Raw genomic sequence first — 21,370 nt, 5'->3', positions numbered from 1 at the left:
TCGATGATGTGCGAGCTATGCGAGGTGGACTATGCGTACAACGAACATCATCTGATCCCGCGACACTGTCATCGCAAAACGTGGTGGAAGCGGCGGTTTACGAAAGAACAGATGCAGCAAACGATTTCGGTTTGCAAGATGTGTCATCGTTCGATCCACAACCTGATTCCCGACGAAAAGGTGATCGGGCGACACTACCACTCGATCGAGACACTCAAAACGCACCCTGCTATTGCAAATTACTTGGCGTGGAAACGACGAAGGCTTCGCGAGTGACGTCTGAGTGCCTGGGGCTGGTGCCGGCAATCGATTTCTTGGTTGCCTGATTTTGCCGGCCGACCTCGTTCGACTTGCCCGCCAGGCGAAAAAATGCGTGGGCGTTCTACTTGAGTCCTAGTGTGATTCTCAAGCGTGCGACCGATACGTCGTAGGCGAATCGAATTGCCCCCAAAAAAATATCACTGGATAGGGAAATGCGGATATCGAAGCACGTTCCAGCTTACCTATTTTCGTGCCGCCTTCATTTTCCTGCCTGCCGCTCCGGCGGCATTGGTTGGATGCGGCGGAATCAAGAGTCGACGGAGCAGCGGCGCTGTGTTACCGAGCGAGAAGTTGGTGAGTGAAAACGGCAAAAAGATGAGGGGCAAAAAAATGGGGATGCCGCAGGATGCGCCAGCTCTCTTTGGGATCCTAACGTATTCAATTTGTTGTCCGCTGCTTCGATGACGCAGGTTGGATGCGATGGGATCCGCCGTTGTGCTGTGGGTTGGGCTCAACGCAATCCTTTGGAAACGCTGATGCCATGACCTCCGCATGCTTTGATCGTTTCGATGCGGCAAAACGACACTGCTCGCGAATCGACTGTCATTTCCTCTTGCGTCACTGTGGTTTGCGAACGTCTATTGACCAATACGGTGGCATGGCATCGGTCAGAGAACCATCACCAATCCATTGCCGCTGTATCGTGATGTTACATTTAATACGCAGGGTGAGTTATGGGATCATCTACCAAACGCAAGTTGGACTTTCATACCGGTGATGAGGTCGTCGCGGAGATCGAGCGACTGCGACGCGGCGGATACACCCGATCCAAGAATTGGAATTTGACGCAAATTTGCGAACACCTGACTCACACGATGACCGGGGGCATGGAGGGGTTTGGGTTTCGATTGCCGTGGATTCTACGGGCAACGATCGTCCACTGGATTGTCAGGCGGATCCTGCGAACGCGACGGATGTCCAGTGCTCCGACGATTGAGCGTTTGAAACCAAAGTCGCCGTTGGGCGCAGATGACGATCGCATCATCGATCAATGTATCGAAGTGATCGGACGGGCCCAAAAGTATGATGGCTCGTTTGAGGATTACCCGTTTGTTGACAACCTGACGGCCGACGAGTGGCGGCAATTCATGTGGCTGCACGCAGCCCACCACCTCGGCTTCTTGATTCCCGACGGCCACCCCTCTTCGTAAACAAACGCGGTGACGCTGTTAAGCGAACTTTTCCATTTCAGTATCGTACGTCTGAGGGGCCATGGAATAGCGTCGCGGTTGTTTTGCAAGCGATGCCATTGGGAAGGTTTTTCTGCGCTGCTATCGCGTCAGTCGGATTGATGCCGTGCATCGAATCGTGCATCGCTGCGCAAATTCGCGACCTTGAGTTGTTGCTAAATGCAAATATCAACCGCTTGCATTTTCTATTGCCGATGACTGATAGCGACACGACGAACCCCAACCTAGAATGGGGACATCCATCGTCGGATTAACCTTTGCAGTGCGATTGTCGCGATCGACTGCGGCGTGTTCGGATCCATAACAAAAAACTAGCGGCGCGATCCAAGCCGATGCGAGACGCGAGACCGCCGCGAGCTTTGCTCGTTCGTGGCACTTAGTGAAACGAGCATTGAGATCGGAAGGCGGTAACGCAATCGGGCCCGTTAGCAAACGTTTGAAAACAAATTCGTCAATTCAAAATGTTTCCCGAATGACACGAACCCTCCGGTGCGTCAAGGCCGTTCCACTAGAGCTCTACTGGAATGGGGAGCGCTCGACCGTCAGCTTCGGAGGTGATGGGCAAGGCGACGAGCCCCGGCGTTGGCGGTAGTGGACGAGGCTACAAGTCCCAGCGACTGAGTGGCACACCGGGATTCGTAGCCTCGTCCACTACAGAGAAAACACTTCACCCGCGCGATTTTCAACAAAACTCGAATGACGAAGCTATTTCCGATCAGTGCGGCCGTGGCAACGCTATGCCGCGTTGGGGGGGATGAAAAAGGCCGCTTGAAGCCCTATGAGGATTACTCGTCGAGCACGGTTTTGAGGACTCGGTAGGCTTCGATACTTTCTTCGACAGCGACCTTTCCGCCAGCTTCTTCGACATGCTGGAGGATTTCGAGCAGATTTTCGCTGCTGCCAGCGGCCAACACCGCAGCTTTCAGGTGTTCGAGTTGATGCTCCGACGGCAGCAGCGAGCCGTTCTTCCCCGATGTTGCGGACTTTTTCGGACGCACGTTGGGCTCTTTCTTGGTGACGGGCGTCGCCTTTGCAGGCTTGGCTGCCGGTGGTTTGGCGGATTTTTCTTTGCTGCCCGTCTCCTTTGCAGACGGTTCCTTGGCGGGAGTCTCTTTTGCAGGGGTGTCTTTTGCAGACGCTTCTTTTGCTGCAGCGTCCTTGGCTGGTTTGGCCGGCGTCTCTTTCGCTGCGGGTTCGCTGCCGCGCGTCTCCGTTGTGACTGCGTCGTCTTGAGATTTTTCCGCCGTCGCTGTGTCAGTTTCCTGAGTGATCGTTTCGGTGGCGGCGTCGTTTTTGGCTTGGGGTTTTCCCATAAGGTGTTTGCTCAGGTCCGTGTTGAGTGGGGATCAAGGAGGATGGGGCTTTTCGGCGGTTAATAGCAACATCGGAATCTTCCGGCAAGTGAAAACCAGCATCCCGTCGCCGGTTTATCCGCAACCGCTGGAGCAGAGTCTCGCTATCAATACGTGGATAGCCTGCCGGAAGCTCAGTAACCTCTGGCCATGGCGGGATCAGTTGCAAGTGAGCAGCGGTGCGGGGTTGCTTGGGGCGATGTCGGTACTAATTTGGGCAGGAAAATGAGCAGGGCAGGAAGATGGGATGCCGTGGGCCTGCCCAACCTGCCTTATTTTCCTTCTCTGCCCATGTTCCTGCCGGCCGATACGTCTGCGTTGTTTGGACGTGGCTGGATCGGGTGCACGCGAGCGACGGTGTGGGATCACTGGTGGCGACGTCGGTAATTGAATTGGGCAGGAAAATGTGAGGGGCAGGAAGATCGGATGCCGCAGGTCTGTCCAGTCTGCGTTATTTTTCTGCCCTACCCATTTTCCTGCCCGCCGATGCATCGGCGTTGTTTGGAATCGGCCGGATTGTGTGCACGCGAGCGACGGTGTGGGATCACTGGTGGCGACGTCGGTAATTGAGTTGGGCAGGAAAATGTGGGGGGCAGAAAGTTGGGATGCCGCAGGACCGTCCAGTCTTCTTTATTTTTCTGCCCTACCCATGTTTCTGCCCGCCGATACATCGGCGTTGTTTGGACTTGGCTGGATCGAGTGCACACGACCGGCGGTGCGGGATCGCTTGTGGCGACGTCGGTAATTGAGTTGGGCAGGAAATTGTGGGGGGCAGGAAGATGGGATGCCGTGGGCCTGTCCAACCTGCGTTATTTTCCTGCCCTACCCATGTTCCTGCCCGCCGATGAATCGGCGTTGTTTGGAATCGGCCGGATTGTGTGCACGCGAGCGGCGGTGTGGGGGCGCTGGGGGGGACGTCGGTTATTGATTTGGGCAGGAAAATGTGGGGGGCAGGAAGATGGGATGCCGCGGGTCTTTCTAGTCTTCCTTATTTTCCTGCCCCACCCATGTTCCTGCCCGCCGATACATCGGCGTTGATTGGACTTGGCCGAGATCAAGGGGCACGCGAGTGGCGGTGTGGAATCACTGGTGGCGACGTCGGTAATTGAATTGGGCAGGAAAATGAGCGGGCAGGAAGATGGGTAGCCGCATGGGGCAGTCGGGGATTCTTCCTTGTTCTGGGGGCGACGGTTGCCGGGCGGGTGAACGTCCATCGCGGTGCGGCGTTGACCGCTGGTTGAACGCCGGGTTTTCTGGGAAAATGACTCGCCTGTATTTGAGACGCCTTGCCCACTCGCTCCAATTTCCTCTGGGCACCGTTGGTCGACGACAGCTACAACGCACCCTCCAATTCTGCATTATTCCCTTCATTATCCACGAGAAACACGCTATGGGTAGAAGCTTTGAAGTTCGCAAGGTTTCAATGGCCAAGACCGCGGCACAAAAGACAAAGGTCTATTCCAAATACGGGAAACAGATCTATGTGATGGCAAAAAATGGCGGCGGGCCGGCCGCGAACTCCTCGCTCCGTAGCCTGATCGAAAAAGCCAAAAAGGATCAGGTCCCAGCACACGTGATCGAAAAGGCACTCGATAAGGCCAGCGGCGTGGGGGGCGAGGACTATGTCGCGGCTCGTTACGAAGGGTTCGGCCCCGGTGGATGCTCGGTCATCATCGATTGCTTGACCGACAACAACAATCGCACGATCACCGATGTCCGCAACTGCTTTACCAAGACTAGTTCTAAAATGGGGGCCCCGGGATCGGTCGCCCATGCGTTCGAACACCTCGCCATCCTGTCCTTCAAAGGTGACAGTGCGGATCAAGTCCTCGAAACGTTGCTGATGGCGGACGTCGACGTGACGGATGTCGAATGCGAAAACGGACAAGTTACCGTGTTCGCTCCGACCACCGAATTCTACAAAGCCAAACAGGCGATCCTGGACACGCTGCCGGAAACCGAGTTCGATGTCGAAGAAATCACGTTCGTCCCGCATACTCGCACCGAACTGCTTCCCGACGACATGCCGATGTTCGACAAGTTCATGGCGATGCTGAACGACTGCGACGACGTCCAAGAAATCTATCACAACGCAACGCTGCCAAGCTGAATGTTGATTCCGCTATCGCCCGATTGCCTTTGACCTAATCGCTGGCGAACCTGTTGCATCGTGATGTGTCTGTAGACGGGGCATTGTATTCACGTCATCCTATCTACAGGTTCACAGACAACGAAAAAGGGCTCTCACCATGGCGAACGGGCGTCTCCAAAAGTTCAAGGCAGTGATTACAGGCGGCAGTGATGGCATCGGATTGGCCATTGCCACCGCGTTTGCAAGGGAGGCGGCCGAGTTGTGGCTGATTGCAAGGGACGGCGAAAAATTGGCGTCCGCAGCCGATGAACTGCGTGCGAGCGGTGCCACCGTCCACTTTACCGCCGCGGATCTTACCGACCCCTCCGCGATTCAGCAGGTTTACGCTGAGATCACGCAGTCTTGGGACACCGTGGACGTGTTGGTCAATAATGCGGGGATAGCTCGGTTTACCGATTTTGCCGAGGTTAGCCAGGATGAAATCCAGGCTCAGGTGCAGCTGAACCTGTTGACGCCGTTTCTATTGACGCAGACGCTGTTGCCGTTGCTGGTTAAAGCCCAAGGCAACGTGATCAACATCTCTTCAACATCCGCGCATCGCTTGATCCCGGGCCGGCCCGCGTCGGTCTATGCGATGACCAAAGGAGGACTGAATTCGCTGACGAAAGCACTTGCATTGGAGCTCGGCCCCGTCGGCGTGCGTGTCAATGCGATCGCTCCGGGCACGATCAATACGCCGCTGACCCAAAAGATGATTGCGTCGTTCTCAGAGCAACGCAAAGCCGAGTACGACGAGTTTGTCCGTCAATCGTTCGCGCTAGGCCGGCTGGGAGAACCCGAAGACGTAGCCAAACTGGCGGTTCATTTGGCGTCCAGTGATGCAAAATGGATGACCGGATCGGTTTGTCTGGTCGATGGCGGATTGAGTACCAACTAATCCTCATGTCTAAACGTCAGCGGTTTTGCCCCGCAATTTTGGCTGCAGCAGTTGAACCTCGGTTCCGCTAGAATGGATCTAGGGATTCCGATGGATTGCAAGGTCAATTAGCGATTGCGATCGTCGCGAAACGTTCCTTAATTGCGAGGATGCGGCATCATGCAGATCCAGAATGCTTGTGTGTTGGTGACCGGCGGCAGTTCCGGATTGGGGGCTGCCTGCGTCGCCAATCTAGCTCGGCAACACGCACGGATTATCATTGCCGACATGCAACCACCCCAGGATGCGGTGCTTCGCGAATTTGCGGGGCAAATCGTCTTTTCGCAGACCGATGTGTGTAGTGAGAACGAGCTGCAAACGGCGATCGATGCTGGCCAGCAGCAGTTCGGCCCGCTGCGTGCCGCGGTGACGTGTGCAGGCGTATTGCACGCCGAACGTTTGTTGCCACGTGAAGGCGTCGCATCGCTGGACGCATTTCGGCGAGTGATCGATGTCAACTTGATTGGCACGTTTAATACGCTGCGGTTGTGCGGAGCCGCGATTGCAGCGTGTGAACCGGATTCCGATGGTGAGCGTGGCGTGATGGTGACGACGTCATCGGTCACCGCGTTCGAAGGCCAAATAGGGCAAGCTGCCTATGCGGCATCGAAAGGAGCGGTGGCCTCGCTGACGCTGCCGTTAGCACGCGAATTGGCGCAACATGGCATACGGATTGTTTCGATTGCCCCAGGAGTGTTTGAGACTCCGATGATGCAGGCGGCTCCGGAAAAGGTTCGCCAATCGTTAATCGATCAATGTGTCTTTCCGAAGCGACTAGGGCAGCCGCATCAGTTCGCGATGTTGGTTTCGCATGTGCTGGAAAACTCGATGCTGAACGGATCCACGTTGCGATTGGACGGCGGCGTTCGTCTGGCTGCCAAGTAACGCCTGCGTCATCGTTCGCGTGCGGCCGCCAGTAGACGTTCGTCATCATTGTCACGCAGATTTCGGAAACAACGATCGACACGTCGCAGCGAATCCGCGATAAAATAGTTTGCCGTGGCCGTGTGGCTGCGGTCTCCATTGACAAGTTCACTATCGAGACGACTCAGAGAACTGGCGGTTGCATACAGCTCCATCGCGATCCAGGCGATCCGCTCCAACAACAGTTGACGATCGAGAATCTCTTCGCGGTGGTGCACCAGAGTCCACTGGACGGTCGTCCCCAACCGCTTGATCTGTTTGCCCAGCCGCCGGGCGGCAGGCCGCAGTGCCGGTGAACGCACCGGGACGGCAGGAGCTCGCAATCGCAAACGCACCGCGTCGATTCCAAAGTGCCCGACGGTGGCGAATCCACCAATGGGATGTTTGATTGCGTCGTTGACCTCTTTCATCTTCATCCCAGGCCCCCGCATCCCTGTCAACGCGATGAACGACATCAGCACCTCGTTGGCGCCTTCGCCGATTTGGTTGATGCGATGATCGCGGAGCATGCGTTCGAGTGGTTGATCGGTAAAATAGGCGGCGCCACCGTAGATTTGGAAGGCGTCGTTGACGATCGTCCACAGCCGCTCGGTGCTCCATACCTTTAACATCGCGGTTTCTAACATGTAGTCTTCGAGTCCACGGTCGATCAGCCCTGCGGTGACGGTCGTGGTCGCCTCCATCGCATACGTCCACGCCGCCATGCGAGCGAGCTTTTTTTGGACCAATTCGAACTCGGCGAGAGATCGGCCAAATTGATGGCGTTGACGTGCATGATCGTTGGCAAGTCGTAAACAGGTTTTTGCGGCCCCGGTACAACAAGCGCCGAAGGTGGTGCGTCCAAAATCAAGCACCGTCAGCGCCACCTTCAGACCTTTACCGAGCGGGCCAAGAATATTGTCACGGGGCACATGCAGGTTCTCGAAAGCCAATTTCGCGGTTGCCGTTCCGCGGATTCCAAGCTTTTCCATCCGAGGCTCGGTAACATGAAACCCAGGCATGTCGGGTGTGACCAAAAAGGCAGTGATTGCTGTTTCGTCGCTCCCTTCGACTGGCGTCCTTGCCATCACGGTCAACACATCCGCGATGGCGCCATTGGTGATGTAACGCTTCTGCCCATTGAGCACGAAATGGGAACCGTCGGGTGTTGGCGTGGCGGTGGTTTGCACATTGGACGCATCGGATCCCGCCTCGGGTTCCGTCAACGCGAACGCGGCTAATTTTTTGCCATTCACAAGATCGGGCAACCACTTTCGTTTTTGTTGGTCGCTGCCGAATAACAAAAGTCCGCGCATGCCGATGGAGTGGTGTGCGTTGACAAAAATCGAAGTCGAACTACATCGCGAACCAATCACTTCGAGCAAACGGCAATATTGCTTTTGCGAAAAACCACGGCCTCCGAATGAAGCGGGGGCGGTCATCCCCAGTAGTCCGAGTTCGGCAAGTCCGTCGATGACATGCCGAGGAATGTCGGCGGCGCGATCGATCTGTTGAGGGTCAAGATTGGCATCACAGAATTGAATTAGCTTTAACTCCGCTTCGGTCACGTCCGCACGCTGCTGCATCGTCAGCGCTGGATAGGCAAATACCCAATTGTGAATGAAACGACCGTGGAACAACCCTTTGGCGATTCCCAATGCTTGTGGCAATGATCCGAGTAACTCCTCGGCCTTCCGCATTTGTTGTTCACGTTGTGCAAGTCGCTGCGTATTTTGAACATTGTGATCTATGGCCATTTTGGATCTCGCTTTTCGTTGAATGCCGCCAAGCCTTCGCGAGCCTCGTCGCTGTGCCGAGCGGCCAGATGCAGATCGATCAATTCGGTTGCGTCGCCAGAGACGTTGTCGGCGAATGCCGAACTCAGTAGCGACTTGGTTTTGCGGATCGTGTCGGGGCCACCCGCAAGGATCGAGCGTGCTACCATAAACGCCGTTCCCCGCAGTTGGGTTGCCCGCACGATGCGCTGGACCAAACCAATTTGTTGTGCGCGAGATGCGGTAATCGGTTCTCCGACGAGCAGCAGCTCACGCAGGTCTCCTTCGCGGACTTTGTGTCTCAACACGTTCATCACCAGTGCGGGCAACAATCCACGTCGAGCCTCGGGGAAGCCGATTTTGGCATCCTCTGCGGCGATCACGATATCACAAGCCGCCATCACGCCAGCACCTCCGGCGAACGCGCCGCCCTGGACTTCCGCGACGATGACAAGCGGCGTTGATCTCAGTCGATCCAACGTTTGTTTCACGATACTCGCTGAACGCTGCACCAACGATGTCTCCGCGGCTTCGCGTAGATCAAGTCCCGATGAGAAGACGGGCCCGGCACCGCCGAGGATAACGACGCGACAATCACGTGTCGTTTCAAGACGATCCAGTTCTTGGCATAGCGATTCGAGCAACTCGATACTCAATGCGTTACGTCGCTCCGGACGATTCAGCATGACAGATTGGATGCCCAGTTCAGGGGATTCGCTGAGAATGACGTTTGCCATGGCGTTCATTTCCGGGGAGTGAAATTCTTGGTGTCGGGTGAGGATTTGGGTAGTGGCATTTCCAGCAGGATTTGTCCGAGCGTTTTGCCTTGGGCGTCGGTCCGCAGCGTTTGCTGCAAAATTCCACGGATCACAAAGTTGAGGGCCTGCAGCTTGGGTAGTTCAAATCGATCGACTGATTCAACATCCTGAATCGAAAAATAGTGAGCTACACGTTCTGCCGTTAACCAAGGACGCAGAAACTCCCACGCGGATGGCTTGCGTGCGATCACGCCGATGTTTGCCCCGGTTCCCTTGTCGCCGCTCCGGGCCATCGCGATATCGTACAAACACGTCGGTTCCGAATCGTGCAAATGATTTTGGATCGAAGGATCTGACGAAGACGGGTAAGCCGTTGGCCGCGGCCAAATAGCGTTGGTGAGCTTCCTTGCGGCCTCGGTCTCGATGATTTCCACGCTTGCCTGCACCTCGTCGCGTGGTATCAAGCAAGGCCAATAACGGATCACTGGATGAACTCTCGGGCGTCCTTCCGCGTAGCCGGTTGTGCCTTGGGGCCCCGCAGTGATCAACGGCATCACTTCTCTGGTGAATCGCTGGGCGTCTTGCTGCTCGTCGACTTCCACTGCGATCCTCAGTACGACCTCGTCAAAGGTTTTCGCGGTGGAAACGAAATTAGCCGTGTTAAACCCGGTGGCACAAGCACCACTGCCGAGGCATTCGATCAAATGATTTCGCACATCGACGCCTGACTCTCGCAGTCGATCGAGCACCATTTCACCAGCTCGCATCGCTTTCTGTTTTGCATTACGCCCCACGATGGTCAGCATTCCCGCCGATCGAAAGCCGTCTCGATACGTTGCGCTGACTTTGTACTGTGCAGGACGAGGCCTACCGATCGCTCCCCATACACGCACGCGATCGGTGGATGCTTCGTCCACCTGCAACTCCGTGAATGAGACCGTGACGTCGGGACTGAGATAGTGATCCGGATCACCGATTTCATAGACGAGTTGCTCTTTGACGGTGTGCACAGTCACGTGGCCGCCGGTGTCGGTCGGCTTTGTCACGATGCAGGTGCCATCGTCGGCCACTTCGACGATCGGAAAACCGAGACGCGACGGGTTGGGAACCTCAAGCCAATCGGTGCAGATTCCCCCGGTGACTTGCGTGCCGCATTCAATCAAATGGCCTGCGACAGTCGCGCCCGCTAGGCGGTCGAGGTCGTTGTCGGTCCATTCAAAATGATGCATGCATGCGGCAACGACCATTGACGGATCGGCAACGCGGCCGGTGATGACGATGTTGGCCTGTGTGTCCAGTGCTTCGGCAATCGGGGCAGCACCTAGATAGGCATTGGCGGTGACAAGGCGATCGCGGATGCTGTCAATCGCGACGCCAGTATCCAAATTGGCAAACGGTTTGTTTACTTGCGATTCGGTGGCGCTGCGAAGTGGGATTAAGACATCATCGCCAGTGACGACACCGATACGTAGCGCTGGGCAACCGGTCGACTCGATGACGTCGCGGCATGCGTGAGCACATGCCATCGGATTGAGTCCCCCGGCGTTGGCGATCACGCGACAGGTCCCGCCGGCAGCCCAGTAGGGAACCAGGGAACGGATGACATCGACAAAATCGGCTGCGTAACCGGATTGGGGATCTCGTTGTCGCTGCGACGCGAGAATCGACATCGAAACTTCGGCGAGATAATCAAGCGTCAGAAAACCGAGCTCGGGTTCCAGGGCCAGCATTTCGGATGCCGCAGTGCTACGGTCGCCCCAGAAGGCTTGTGCGTTGCCAATGCGTACCGAGCGAACCATGAGTAGAGATCCATTGTTGGGGAATGACTTTGTCTGTGTGGTGCACAGAGCCGCTATTTCTAAACCTGCAGGACTCCTGTTCGAAAATCACGATTCTCAGTATCAGGCAGCAATTCCAAAGCGGTATGCAACCACAATTTGGTTTCGCAAGGGACGATGATCGCATCGACCCATCCGCGAGCGGCGCCAAAGCGGATGTCGGTTTGTTCTTGGTATCGTGTCTGGATCGATTGCCGTAACTCAGAGACTTCGTTTGGCTGCAGTGTTCGTCCCGCCCGCTGTGATTCACGCAGTTGCAGTGCCAGTAGCGTTTCGGCCGCTTGGTTGCCGCCCATGACCGCGTACTTGGCCGACGGCCAGGCTAAGATCAATGCGGGATCGTAGGCTTTGCCGCACATCGCATAGTGTCCTGCGCCATAGGATCCGCCAACAATGACCGTCAATTTTGGCACGACCGAATTGCTGACAACATTGACTAATTTAGCCCCCGCGCGAATGATCCCCGATTGCTCTGCCTGCATCCCGACCATGAATCCTTGGACGTCTTGAATGAACAGCAGCGGCAGCTTGGTCTGGTTGCAGTCCATCACAAAACGAGCGGCCTTGTCTGCGGCGTCGGGATAGATCACTCCGCCAACTTGGATTTCGCCGCTCGCGGTTCGACAGCGGCGTTTTTGGTTTGCCACAATGCCGATTGCATGCGATCCAATCTTGGCGAATGCGGTCACCAGCGTTTGTCCAAATTCGGATTTGTATTCTTGCAATGTGTCGTTGTCCACGATCAGTCGCAATAGGTCGCGAACGTCATACTCTTCTCGTCCCTCGCCGGAAACAATGTCATAAAAACGCGAATCGGATTCGACCTCCGTCTCGACAACGCGCTTGGTGGTTTCCGGCAACAGTTCGACTAATGACCGCAAACGCTTCAAGCAAGCGGGATCGTCGGGTTCGTGAAAGTCCACCGTGCCGCTGATCGCTGAATGCATTGATGCGCCCCCGAGATCCTCGGGGTCCACGGTTTGTCCGATTGCGGCCTTGACGAGTGCAGGCCCTGCCAAACAGAGTTGACTGCCATCGGTCATCAACATCTTGTCACAAAGCACCGGCAAATAGGCACCGCCGGCGACGCAGTTGCCCATCACGGCGGCGTACTGAGGAATCCCGGCGGCAGACAGTACGGCATTGTTTCGGAAGATCCGACCAAAATCGTCTTCGTCGGGAAACACCTCGTCTTGCAGCGGCAAAAACACCCCTGCGGAATCGACCAAGTAGATTAACGGCAAACGAAACTGGGCGGCAATCTTCTGAGCTCGCAATAACTTCTTGACCGACTGCGGGAACATCGCGCCCGCTTTGACGGTGGCGTCATTAGCGGCAATCAAGCAGGCTCGGCCAGCGACGTAACCTATTCCGGTGACAAGTCCGGCCGCCGGCACGCCGCCCCATTCTTCGTACATTCCATGGGCGGCCCATAAACCGAGTTCGAAAAACGGACAATCCTTGTCCAATAGTAACTCTAAACGGCTCCGCACGGGCAAGCGTCCGTGTCGCAATTGCCGCTGTTGCCCTTCTTCACCGCCGCCCTGCCGAAGCGTCTGCTCCTGGCGAATCAAAGCGTCGGTAAGCTCCCGCAACGTTGGCACCGATTTCTCCTGGCTAAGACATTGCTACCACAACGAATCATGTTCCCGAGCGTCACGAAGTGCACGGCAACGATTGATGCGTGTCCATTATCCCCATGACGCATCAGAGTGTTTCGTCACCCACAACGCGACATCCGATCGGTCCCGCTGCGCCGCTTCGATCGCACGCTGGATGCGTATCGCACACGTTGTATTGTATGTTTCAATTGCTCATTCAACAAACTTATCCAGATATTCACTCACCGGTAGCTCGTCGATCGAGTTACTTTCAAACTGTGATGCCAACAAGTCCACGCGATCCCGAGGGAACCGGGTCGCTGCGTTGAGACGGAATTTTTCTTGCAGTCGCGGTCTCGCTTCTAGTCGGCGTCGGCGGTGACCGAGTGGAAATTCAACTTCGATTCGCTCCGTGTGAGTGCCGTCACGGAAAAAGACTTGGACGGAATTTGCGATCGATCGTTTTTCCGGATCAAGGTAATCGGCGGTATATTGAGGGTGCTCGATCACTTGCATGCGTTGGCGTAGCGGGTCGATTCGAGAATCGTCCGCGGTTGCTTGTTCATAGTGATCGGAATCCAGGCGACCGTGCAACAACGCCACCGCGGTGATGTACTGCAGACAATGATCGCGATCGGCGGGGTTGGTGAGTGGGCCCGCTTTGTTGATGATCCGCATCGCTGGTTCTTGGGTTTCGATACGAATGCGATCGATCTGGTCCCAGCGATCTCCGATTTGGCGGTGCAGGGTGATTGCGGCTTCTGCGGCGGTTTGGGCATGAAACTCGGCGGGAAAAGCGACTTTGAACAAGATGTTCTGCATCACGTAGTCTTGCAGTTGCCTGGTAAGCTGGATCGTCCGCCCGTCGAACAACACGTCTTGGAACCCCCAGTGTGCTGCGGTCAATGCAGTGGCGTAACCCATTTCGCCCGTCATCGCCCATACAGCAAGTTGCACGCCGCGACGGGTTGCATCGCCTGCCGCCCAACTTTTGCGTGAACCGGTATTCGGTGCGTGTCGATAGGTCCGAAGTGCCCCGCCGTCGATCCAAGCGTTGCTGACGGCGTTGACGATTTGTTCACGGGAACCGCCCAACATTTCAGTGACGACGGCCGTCGTGGCCACTCGCACCAGCAGCACGTGATCAAGTCCAACTCGGTTGAACGCATTTTCAAGGGCGATCACGCCTTGGATCTCGTACGCTTTGATTGCCGCCGCAAGGACATCGCGTACCATGATGGCGTGGCCGTGGCGGCTGCGGTAGTCGGCGACGGCCAGGATCCCGCCGAAATTATCCGACGGATGTCCCCACTCGGCCGCCAACCATGTATCGTTGTAATCGAGCCAGCGAATGATGCAGCCCACATTAAATGCGGCGGTGACGGGATCCAGTTCGTAGGAAGTGCCGGGCACTCGAGCTCCGCCGGCGAGCGTGGCGCCGGGAACAACCGGACCAAGCAACTTTGTGCACTGAGGATAATTCAGCGCCAACAATCCGCATCCGAGACTGTCTTGCAAACATAACCGCGCGGTCGACCAAGCCTCGTCAGCAAAGTTTGCAGGTCCGCAGACATAATCGGCAATCTGTTCGAGTAACGAATCAGTTTGGTGTTTCGAAGATGACATCGATGACCTAGGAATGTGACTGGATTTTTTATCGTTGATCGCTCCACGATCAGAACGAACGACGATGGTAAGCGGGATGATTGCGTTGCAAAGATCGTCGATGCCGGTTCCGCAGTTCGTAGAAATCTTTATCACAGGGACGTCGCGACCCATCTTGGTCGGCCGTTGTGCATGGATGTCGGCAACGGTTTGGTCTGCGCCCGCCAGGTCACCTTTGTTGACCACGATCACATCGGCGATCTCCAGCACGCCTGCCTTTTCCCATTGCAGGGCGTCACCGGTTTGTGGCTGGACCACCAAGACGACACCATCGGCCAATTCTCGGATCGCCACGTCGCCTTGCCCGCTGCCCACGGTCTCGACAAAGATACGGTCAAAGCCAAACGCTTGCATGATCCGCAGCATCACGGAAAGATTGCCTGCGACACCTTGCGTGCCCGATTCGGTGGAGACGCTCCGAATGAACACGCGATGGGACATCGTGGGTGAAGTCGCTCCGGCTGCAATACGGCAGCGATCTCCAAGCACGGCACCTCCGCTAAGCGGGCTCTCAGGATCACAGGCAAGCACGCCGACATAGTAGCCATGTTCTGCAAACGCAGCTGACAACCGGCACAACAAGCTGCTTTTGCCAACGCCCGCACTTCCGGTAACCGCGATGACCGGTGTAGGACTGATTTGGTCGGTCGACGCGGTACTGTTTTCGAGGTGATCCATCAAATGTGAATGCAGCTCAGGCGAAGCCGCTAGCGTCAACAATCTCGCCAATGACCATCGGTCGCCCCCACGGAGACGTTCGACCAAGGTGGCAATGTCGTTGCGTAGCGAGAGATGCGACATGGTGGTGTGGGCCTAGCTGAGGAATTGCACAATCGTCTCGATGGATGTACCGGGACCAAAACAACCGCGAGCTCCGAGATCGATTAATTTCTGTTGATCTTGTTGCGGAAGGATCCCGCCGACGATAACGCCGATATGATCCAGATCGCGGCGATGTAGCTCTTGTAGCAGTGCAGGAACGAGCGTCATGTGGGCACCGTTAAGGATGCTGACGCCCAACCAATCGACATCTTCGTCCTGAGCCGCCTCGGCTACCGCGTCGATCGACTGCCACAATCCGCTGTAGATCACATGGAACCCGGCGTCGCGTAATCCACGAGCGACCACTTTGACTCCGCGGTCATGGCCGTCGAGTCCAACTTTGGCAAGCAAGATCCGTTTGGGACTCGTGGAACGAATGTCAGGGCGTTGGCTGCCCGATGGAGCTAGCGTCATCAGACTTACACCTCACCAATTAGCGTCGGAGCGGAAACGTCCATACACTTCGGCCATGGCATCCATACATTCTTGCACGGTGACTCGATCATCGGCACATTGCAACAGCGCCGGCATCACGTTCTGGCGGGCTTTGGCCGCACGCTTCAGTCGAGTCAGGGAACGAGCGACGTCCTGGTCGCTGCGGGCTGCCTTGACTCTCTGCAGGTTCGCAATTTGTGCGGATTCAGTCGATTCGTCAAACTGCATCAACGCGATTTCGGGTTCGGTGGATGACTGGAATGCATTGACACCGACGACCACGTTCGCACCGGAGTCAATGGCTTGTTGATAAGCGAAGGCGGATTCCGCAATTTCGCGGCGGAAGAAGCCGTTATTGACCGCAGGAATCATGCCGCCCTGTTCTTCAATCTTGTCAAAGTAGTCCTCGGCGGCCGAGACCATCTGCTGCGTCAACGATTCAACAAAATAGCTGCCACCAAGCGGGTCCGCCGTGTTGGTCACGCCAGTTTCCGACGCCAATACCTGCTGAGTCCGCAGCGCGAGCGTGGCGGCATGCTCACTAGGCAGCGCAAACGTCTCGTCCATCGAATTGGTATGCAGCGATTGACAACCTCCCAGTGCGGCGGCGAGAGCTTGATAGCCGACGCGGACCAAATTGATCTCGGGCTGCACTGCCTGTAATGAACAGCCTGCGGTTTGAGCGTGAAAACGCAATTTGCAGGAAGCTTCGGTTTTGGCTCCGTATCGATCTCGCATGCGATTCGCCCACAAACGGCGAGCGGCGCGGTATTTCGCAACCTCTTCAAACAAATCGTTGTGCGCGTTGAAAAAGAAGCTTAATCGGGGAGCGAATGAATCGATATCGAGCCCAAGTTTCAAACACTGTTGAACGTAGTGTTCGCCATCAGCCAACGTGAACGCCAATTCTTGTGCCGCCGTCGAACCGGCTTCGCGGATGTGATACCCGCTGATCGAAACCGTGTTCCACTGGGGGACATGTTGCGAACAAAACTCAATCAAATCAACGACCAATCCGACCGAAGGCTCGGGTGGAAACACATACTCATTCTGAGCGTGAAATTCTTTCAAAATATCGTTCTGGATGGTGCCTCGCAGTTTCCGCCAATCGCATTCGCGTTGTCGTGCGGCCGACAAATAGAACGCCATGACCACGATCGCCGGTGCATTGATGGTCATCGACACCGACACTTGGGTGAGGTCGATTCCGTCGAACAAGGCGAACAAGTCGTCGACTGTATCGACCGCGACTCCGAGTCTGCCGACCTCGCCGAGTGATCGTGGGTCATCGCTGTCGATGCCCATCAAGGTTGGCAAATCGAATGCCGTGCTGAGTCCCGTTTGTCCTTGCTCGAGTAGAAAATGAAAACGGCGATTGGTATCACATGGCCGACCAAAACCGGCAAATTGACGCATCGTCCACAAACGGCCACGGTACATCGATTCGTGGATGCCGCGAGTGTAGGGAAATTGGCCTGGTCGCCCTAGTTGCGTTTCGGGATCCCAATCGGCCAAGTCATCTTCGCAATACACCGGCTTGACGGGGACGCCGCTTAACGTGGCCCGCGAGTTTGTGGGATCAGTGGAAACAGTCGCCATCACGATACTCCTTCCCGCTAGTGATACAATTGATTATACGCAATTATCGACGCGGGCGGCGGAGAAGCTTTCACAGCGTTGTCGCCTCACTTCCATTGGTCCCTCATTGAAAGCACGCATCATGGCAAAACCCGAGCCTTCCACCGCGGGTGCCCGATTACGTGCAGCGGTTGACCAGGAGCGTCCGCTGCAGATCGCCGGCACGATCAATGCCATTACCGCACTATTGGCACGCCAGGCTGGGTTTCGTGCGATCTATTTGTCGGGATCGGGGGTTTCCAGTGCATCGCACGGATTGCCCGATTTGGGCGTAACCACATTGCAAGACGTTTTGGAAGACACGAGGCGAATCACCGCGGCGGTCGACGTGCCGCTATTGGTTGATGCCGATACCGGTTGGGGCAGCTCGCTGATGATCGAGCGAACGGTTCGCGAGTTGACGCGTGCTGGTGCCGCAGGAATGCATCTGGAGGACCAGGTGGATGCCAAGCGGTGTGGGCATCGTCCCGGAAAACAGCTCGTGACAACGGCGGAGATGCTTGACCGTTTAAAAGCAGGGCTCGATTCGCGAACCGACGCTAGCTTTGTCATCATGGCACGCACCGACGCGGTCGCGGTCGAAGGCATCGCGGCGGCGATCGAGCGAGCGAATCGCTACGTGGATGTCGGCGCGGACATGATCTTTGCCGAGGCAATCCCATCGCTCGAAGACTACCTTCGTTTCACCGAATCCGTCTCGGTGCCCGTACTGGCAAATCTGACCGAATTCGGTGTGACGCCGCTGTTCAGCATCGACGCACTTCGTGAAGCGGGCGTCAAATTAGTGCTCTATCCGCTGACAGCATTCCGAGCGATGAACGCCGCTGCCGCTCGGGTGTATCAAACGATCCGTGCCACTGGGTCGCAACAAGAGTTGATCGATGAAATGCAGACGCGCGATGAACTGTATTCGTTGTTGGATTATTACCGTCAAGAACCATGAATCGTCGCGTCGCAAAACGTCGCGAAGGCTTTTGAGTGTCAAGATCGCGGGCGAGACGATCTGTTTTCGGATCATTCAACGATGACGTTGTTCCTGATCCGATTTCGACAAATCCCGTTGATGAGACGCTGGTTGTCCCGGTCCGAAACTCTTGGCGAGTTTCGCTACAAGTTCTGCTACGCGCGCGATTCATCCACACTGCATCAATCCTTGGCGCTGCCCCACCAATTGGGGCTGGGCTTCTTGCTTTTGTCGAGATAGTCGGCGTGTTGTTTTTCGAGCCTTGGCATTAACTTCTCGCGGACGTTCTTCATTTTCGCGTCGAACTTCGCTTGCGTGAACCGTGGATCGGGTTGAGGGATTTTGGCTCCGGTCTCGGCCAGCCAACCCTCGAGCCGCTTGGACATTTCCGCGACACGTTCGGGGTGCTTTGTCGCGACGTCGGTCTGTTCACTTTCGTCATTGGCCAAGTTGTACAACTCGTTGCGACCATCCTCGTAATAGTGAATCAGTTTCCAGTCTTTGCTGCGGATGATTGACGATGGCTCACCCCCTTGATTGCCGTAGTGAGGGTAGTGCCAAAACAAATCCCGGTCAGCGATGGAGTCGCCCTTCAATACCGGCACCAAACTAACGCCGTCGACGTGTTGCTCGGGACGCAGCGGCAGCCCTGCCAATTCCAACATCGTCGGATAGAAATCCATTCCGATTACCGGTGTATCGGTAGAGGAACCCGATTGGGTCATGCCCGGAACATGAATGATATAGGGTTCACGTATCCCGCCTTCCCACTGCATTCCTTTGCCGCCACGAAACGGCAATAGACTTGTTGAAAAGGCATCCCCCGAGGAAACCCCACCATTGTCGGAGGTAAAGATGACGACGGTGTTTTTGTCGAGTCCTGTTTCCTTCAATTTCTGCATGACAATTCCGACGGCGTTGTCAAGCGTTTCTACCATGCCGGCGTAAATCGGGTTGTCCTGGACCTGCCGTACCGGCAGACGACGTTGCAGCGTAAAGCGAGACTCGTTGTCGGTTAGCCCCATCTTTTCGGCCTTGTCGCGGTATTTATTGCACAGTTCTTCGGTCGTTTGGATTGGCCCGTGAACGGTGTAGAACGATAGATACGCCAAGAACGGCTTGTCTTGGCTCGACTGGATGAACGATGCCGTTTCTTCGGCCAATCGCAACGTCAGTGATTCACCATCGGGGCCGCTTTCGAGTCGCGGGTTTTCCCATGGTGCAAAGTAGCCACCCTTGGGACTGCCGACATCCCAGCCGCCTTTGTTGATCATGAAACCATGATCTTCGGGCCATGATCCCTTGGTTCCAAGATGCCATTTGCCGGCAAAAAATGTGGTGTAGCCCGCTTCACGAAAGGCTTCGGCCAGCGTCGTGTCTTGCTTGGGCAGAGCATGCTCGTATTCGGCGGGCAGAACACGATCGTCACGGTTCCACTTCATGCCGCTTGCCGCGCCGATCCAATCGGTGATCCCGTGTCGAGGCGTTGCTTTGCCTAACATGATACTGGCGCGCGACGGACTACAAACTTGGCATGCAGCATAACCTTGGTCGAATCGCATTCCCGACGCCGCCAATGCATCAATGTGCGGCGTTTCATGAAACGTGCTGCCCGCGTAGCCAAGGTCCTTGCAACCGAGGTCGTCCACCAAAATAAACACAAAATTGCGTTGAGTTGCGGCGGATGCGTGTTGCGGACTGGCCAATGCGAGAACGAACAAACCTAGGACAAGACAGGGCGAGTATTTCATATTTGTTAAAGATAGACGTGTAATATGCTGGTGAGTTGGGAAGCATGAACGTCTATCTTATACAAAGATGCTCGACGCGTTGGAACGGTCTGACGCCAGGGCGACTGTTTTCAGTGCGTCCGCGGCCGTCACGGTCATTCCTAGAATTCGATGACGACCTTGCCAACATGCTTTTGCGACGCAAAGTAGTGGTAGGCTGCGATGGCATCGTCGAACGAAAACGTTTTGTCGATCACCGGAGCAATTTGATTGACCGTCATTGCCGCGAGCATTCGCTGATGCATCTGGCGACTGCCGACATAGATACCGCGAATGGTCAACAGATTAAACACGCTCAACATCGGACTGATTTTGGCCCCGGGTGAATCGAGTACACCGATCAAGTGGACATGGCCGCCGACGCCAGCAGATTTGATCGAACGTTCGAGGGTTCCCGGACCTCCCACTTCGACCACATGGTCGACGCCGTTACCGCCGGTCAAGTCGTGTACATGTTTGTGCCATTCGGGATGTTTGGAATAGTTGACGGACATGTCCGCGCCCATCGCGGTGGCTTGTTCGATCTTTTCGTCGCTTGACGACGTGATGATCACGCGGGCTCCTGCGGCTTTTGCAAGTTGCAGTGCAAAAATCGACACGCCGCCGGTTCCCAACAACAGCACGGTTTGCCCCGGCTGCAAATTTCCTGATTCGAATAACGCATGCCATGCCGTGACGCCGGCGCAAGGCACGGCGGCAGCTTCCGCGAAGGACATCCCATCGGGAATCGCCACCAACGACTGCTCACGCACGATCATCGATTCGGCAAGCACTCCATCGACGCCGCCCCCTAAACCGGTTTTCAACTTGGCGCTATCAACCGCGCCGTCGATCCAATCACGCATAAAAATCGGGCTGACCCGATCACCGACCTTCCATCGTGTGACGCCCGCGCCAACCTCGGTCACCTCGCCCGCGCCATCGGACAACGGGACCACGGGCCGCGTGTCGTTGCGAATGTATCCTCCGCCAGCGACGATCAGATCGCGGTAGTTCAACGATGCCGCCTTCATCTTGACTTTGACTTCGCCGGCCCCCGGGCTCACCTCGGTGACGTCCACTTTTTGGATCGCATCAATGCCTTTGTCAGAATCGATCAAGTAGCTTTTCATCGGAGTCTCCTAGAAGTTTTTAATGTTCATATCAAAGATCGCCCCCCTGATGCCCAATCTACCGCCGTGGCTTCGGTGGGCGCGGATTCGAGTCTTATTTGTAGGGAACTACTTGAAAATCGCATCCCCCCTTACAGC

Annotated in this window: 16 protein-coding genes; 6 read left to right on the top strand and 10 right to left on the bottom strand. The window is 55.9% G+C overall.

From position 1 onward, the window contains the following. Positions 1-3: 3 nt before the first annotated feature. Both ABEA92_RS19280 and ABEA92_RS19275 read left to right on the top strand, forming a co-directional pair. Positions 4-276 carry a hypothetical protein gene (locus tag ABEA92_RS19280; protein ID WP_345685487.1) on the top strand — a complete coding sequence of 91 codons (273 nt, stop codon included), beginning with the start codon at positions 4-6 and terminating at the stop codon, positions 274-276. A 719-nt stretch (positions 277-995) separates the two neighbouring features. Further along, complete coding sequence (locus ABEA92_RS19275; protein ID WP_345685486.1) at positions 996-1,472, top strand: DUF1569 domain-containing protein; 477 nt, start codon at positions 996-998, stop codon at positions 1,470-1,472. Between the two features lie 824 nt (positions 1,473-2,296). Here ABEA92_RS19275 and ABEA92_RS19270 read toward each other — a convergent pair. Next, positions 2,297-2,824, bottom strand: coding sequence for a hypothetical protein (locus ABEA92_RS19270; protein ID WP_345685485.1), 528 nt, complete (start codon positions 2,822-2,824; stop codon positions 2,297-2,299). 1,429 nt (positions 2,825-4,253) lie between these two features. Between ABEA92_RS19270 and ABEA92_RS19265 the strand changes: the two genes are divergently transcribed. From ABEA92_RS19265 to ABEA92_RS19255, 3 genes are all read left to right on the top strand, one after another. Beyond that, positions 4,254-4,973, top strand: a complete 720-nt coding sequence (locus ABEA92_RS19265; RefSeq protein ID WP_345685484.1) for a YebC/PmpR family DNA-binding transcriptional regulator — start codon at positions 4,254-4,256, stop codon at positions 4,971-4,973. A gap of 139 nt (positions 4,974-5,112) precedes the next feature. Next, on the top strand, positions 5,113-5,892 hold the full coding sequence (locus ABEA92_RS19260; RefSeq protein WP_345685483.1) for an SDR family NAD(P)-dependent oxidoreductase: 780 nt from the start codon (positions 5,113-5,115) through the stop codon (positions 5,890-5,892). A 159-nt stretch (positions 5,893-6,051) separates the two neighbouring features. After that, entirely contained in the window at positions 6,052-6,816 is a 765-nt protein-coding gene (locus ABEA92_RS19255) for an SDR family NAD(P)-dependent oxidoreductase (RefSeq protein WP_345685482.1), read from the top strand. Positions 6,817-6,824: 8 nt separating this feature from the next. On the opposite strand, the gene ABEA92_RS19250 is transcribed toward ABEA92_RS19255, so the two are convergent. The 7 genes from ABEA92_RS19250 to ABEA92_RS19220 all read right to left on the bottom strand — a co-directional run bounded on the left by ABEA92_RS19250 (position 6,825) and on the right by ABEA92_RS19220 (position 17,327). Beyond that, positions 6,825-8,591, bottom strand: a complete 1,767-nt coding sequence (locus tag ABEA92_RS19250; protein WP_345685481.1) for an acyl-CoA dehydrogenase family protein — start codon at positions 8,589-8,591, stop codon at positions 6,825-6,827. Beyond that, positions 8,582-9,346 carry an enoyl-CoA hydratase/isomerase family protein gene (locus ABEA92_RS19245; RefSeq protein ID WP_345685480.1) on the bottom strand — a complete coding sequence of 255 codons (765 nt, stop codon included), beginning with the start codon at positions 9,344-9,346 and terminating at the stop codon, positions 8,582-8,584. Before ABEA92_RS19245 ends, ABEA92_RS19250 begins: the two co-directional genes overlap by 10 nt. A gap of 5 nt (positions 9,347-9,351) precedes the next feature. Beyond that, positions 9,352-11,166, bottom strand: coding sequence for an acyclic terpene utilization AtuA family protein (locus ABEA92_RS19240; protein WP_345685479.1), 1,815 nt, complete (start codon positions 11,164-11,166; stop codon positions 9,352-9,354). A gap of 59 nt (positions 11,167-11,225) precedes the next feature. Next, positions 11,226-12,809, bottom strand: coding sequence for an acyl-CoA carboxylase subunit beta (locus ABEA92_RS19235; protein ID WP_345685478.1), 1,584 nt, complete (start codon positions 12,807-12,809; stop codon positions 11,226-11,228). 210 nt (positions 12,810-13,019) lie between these two features. Then, positions 13,020-15,272, bottom strand: a complete 2,253-nt coding sequence (locus ABEA92_RS19230) for a bifunctional 2-methylcitrate dehydratase/aconitate hydratase (RefSeq protein WP_345685477.1) — start codon at positions 15,270-15,272, stop codon at positions 13,020-13,022. A 12-nt stretch (positions 15,273-15,284) separates the two neighbouring features. Next, positions 15,285-15,707 (bottom strand): cobalamin B12-binding domain-containing protein, encoded by a 423-nt coding sequence (locus tag ABEA92_RS19225; RefSeq protein WP_345685476.1) that lies wholly within the window; start codon positions 15,705-15,707, stop codon positions 15,285-15,287. A gap of 12 nt (positions 15,708-15,719) precedes the next feature. Further along, positions 15,720-17,327, bottom strand: coding sequence for an acyl-CoA mutase large subunit family protein (locus ABEA92_RS19220; protein WP_345685475.1), 1,608 nt, complete (start codon positions 17,325-17,327; stop codon positions 15,720-15,722). Positions 17,328-17,448: 121 nt separating this feature from the next. Here ABEA92_RS19220 and prpB point away from each other — a divergent pair, with 121 nt between their 5' ends. Continuing rightward, on the top strand, positions 17,449-18,309 hold the full coding sequence (gene prpB / locus ABEA92_RS19215; protein WP_345685474.1) for a methylisocitrate lyase: 861 nt from the start codon (positions 17,449-17,451) through the stop codon (positions 18,307-18,309). Positions 18,310-18,512: 203 nt separating this feature from the next. Here prpB and ABEA92_RS19210 read toward each other — a convergent pair whose 3' ends face one another. Further along, entirely contained in the window at positions 18,513-20,081 is a 1,569-nt protein-coding gene (locus tag ABEA92_RS19210) for a sulfatase (protein WP_345685473.1), read from the bottom strand. Between the two features lie 140 nt (positions 20,082-20,221). Beyond that, positions 20,222-21,232 (bottom strand): zinc-dependent alcohol dehydrogenase family protein, encoded by a 1,011-nt coding sequence (locus tag ABEA92_RS19205; RefSeq protein ID WP_345685472.1) that lies wholly within the window; start codon positions 21,230-21,232, stop codon positions 20,222-20,224. Positions 21,233-21,370 lie beyond the last annotated feature (138 nt).

The sequence above is a fragment of the Novipirellula caenicola genome (assembly GCF_039545035.1).
GTDB lineage: Bacteria > Planctomycetota > Planctomycetia > Pirellulales > Pirellulaceae > Novipirellula > Novipirellula caenicola.
The sequence above is the reverse complement of the archived record's forward strand: the minus strand, read 5'-3'. Positions and strand labels throughout refer to the sequence as shown.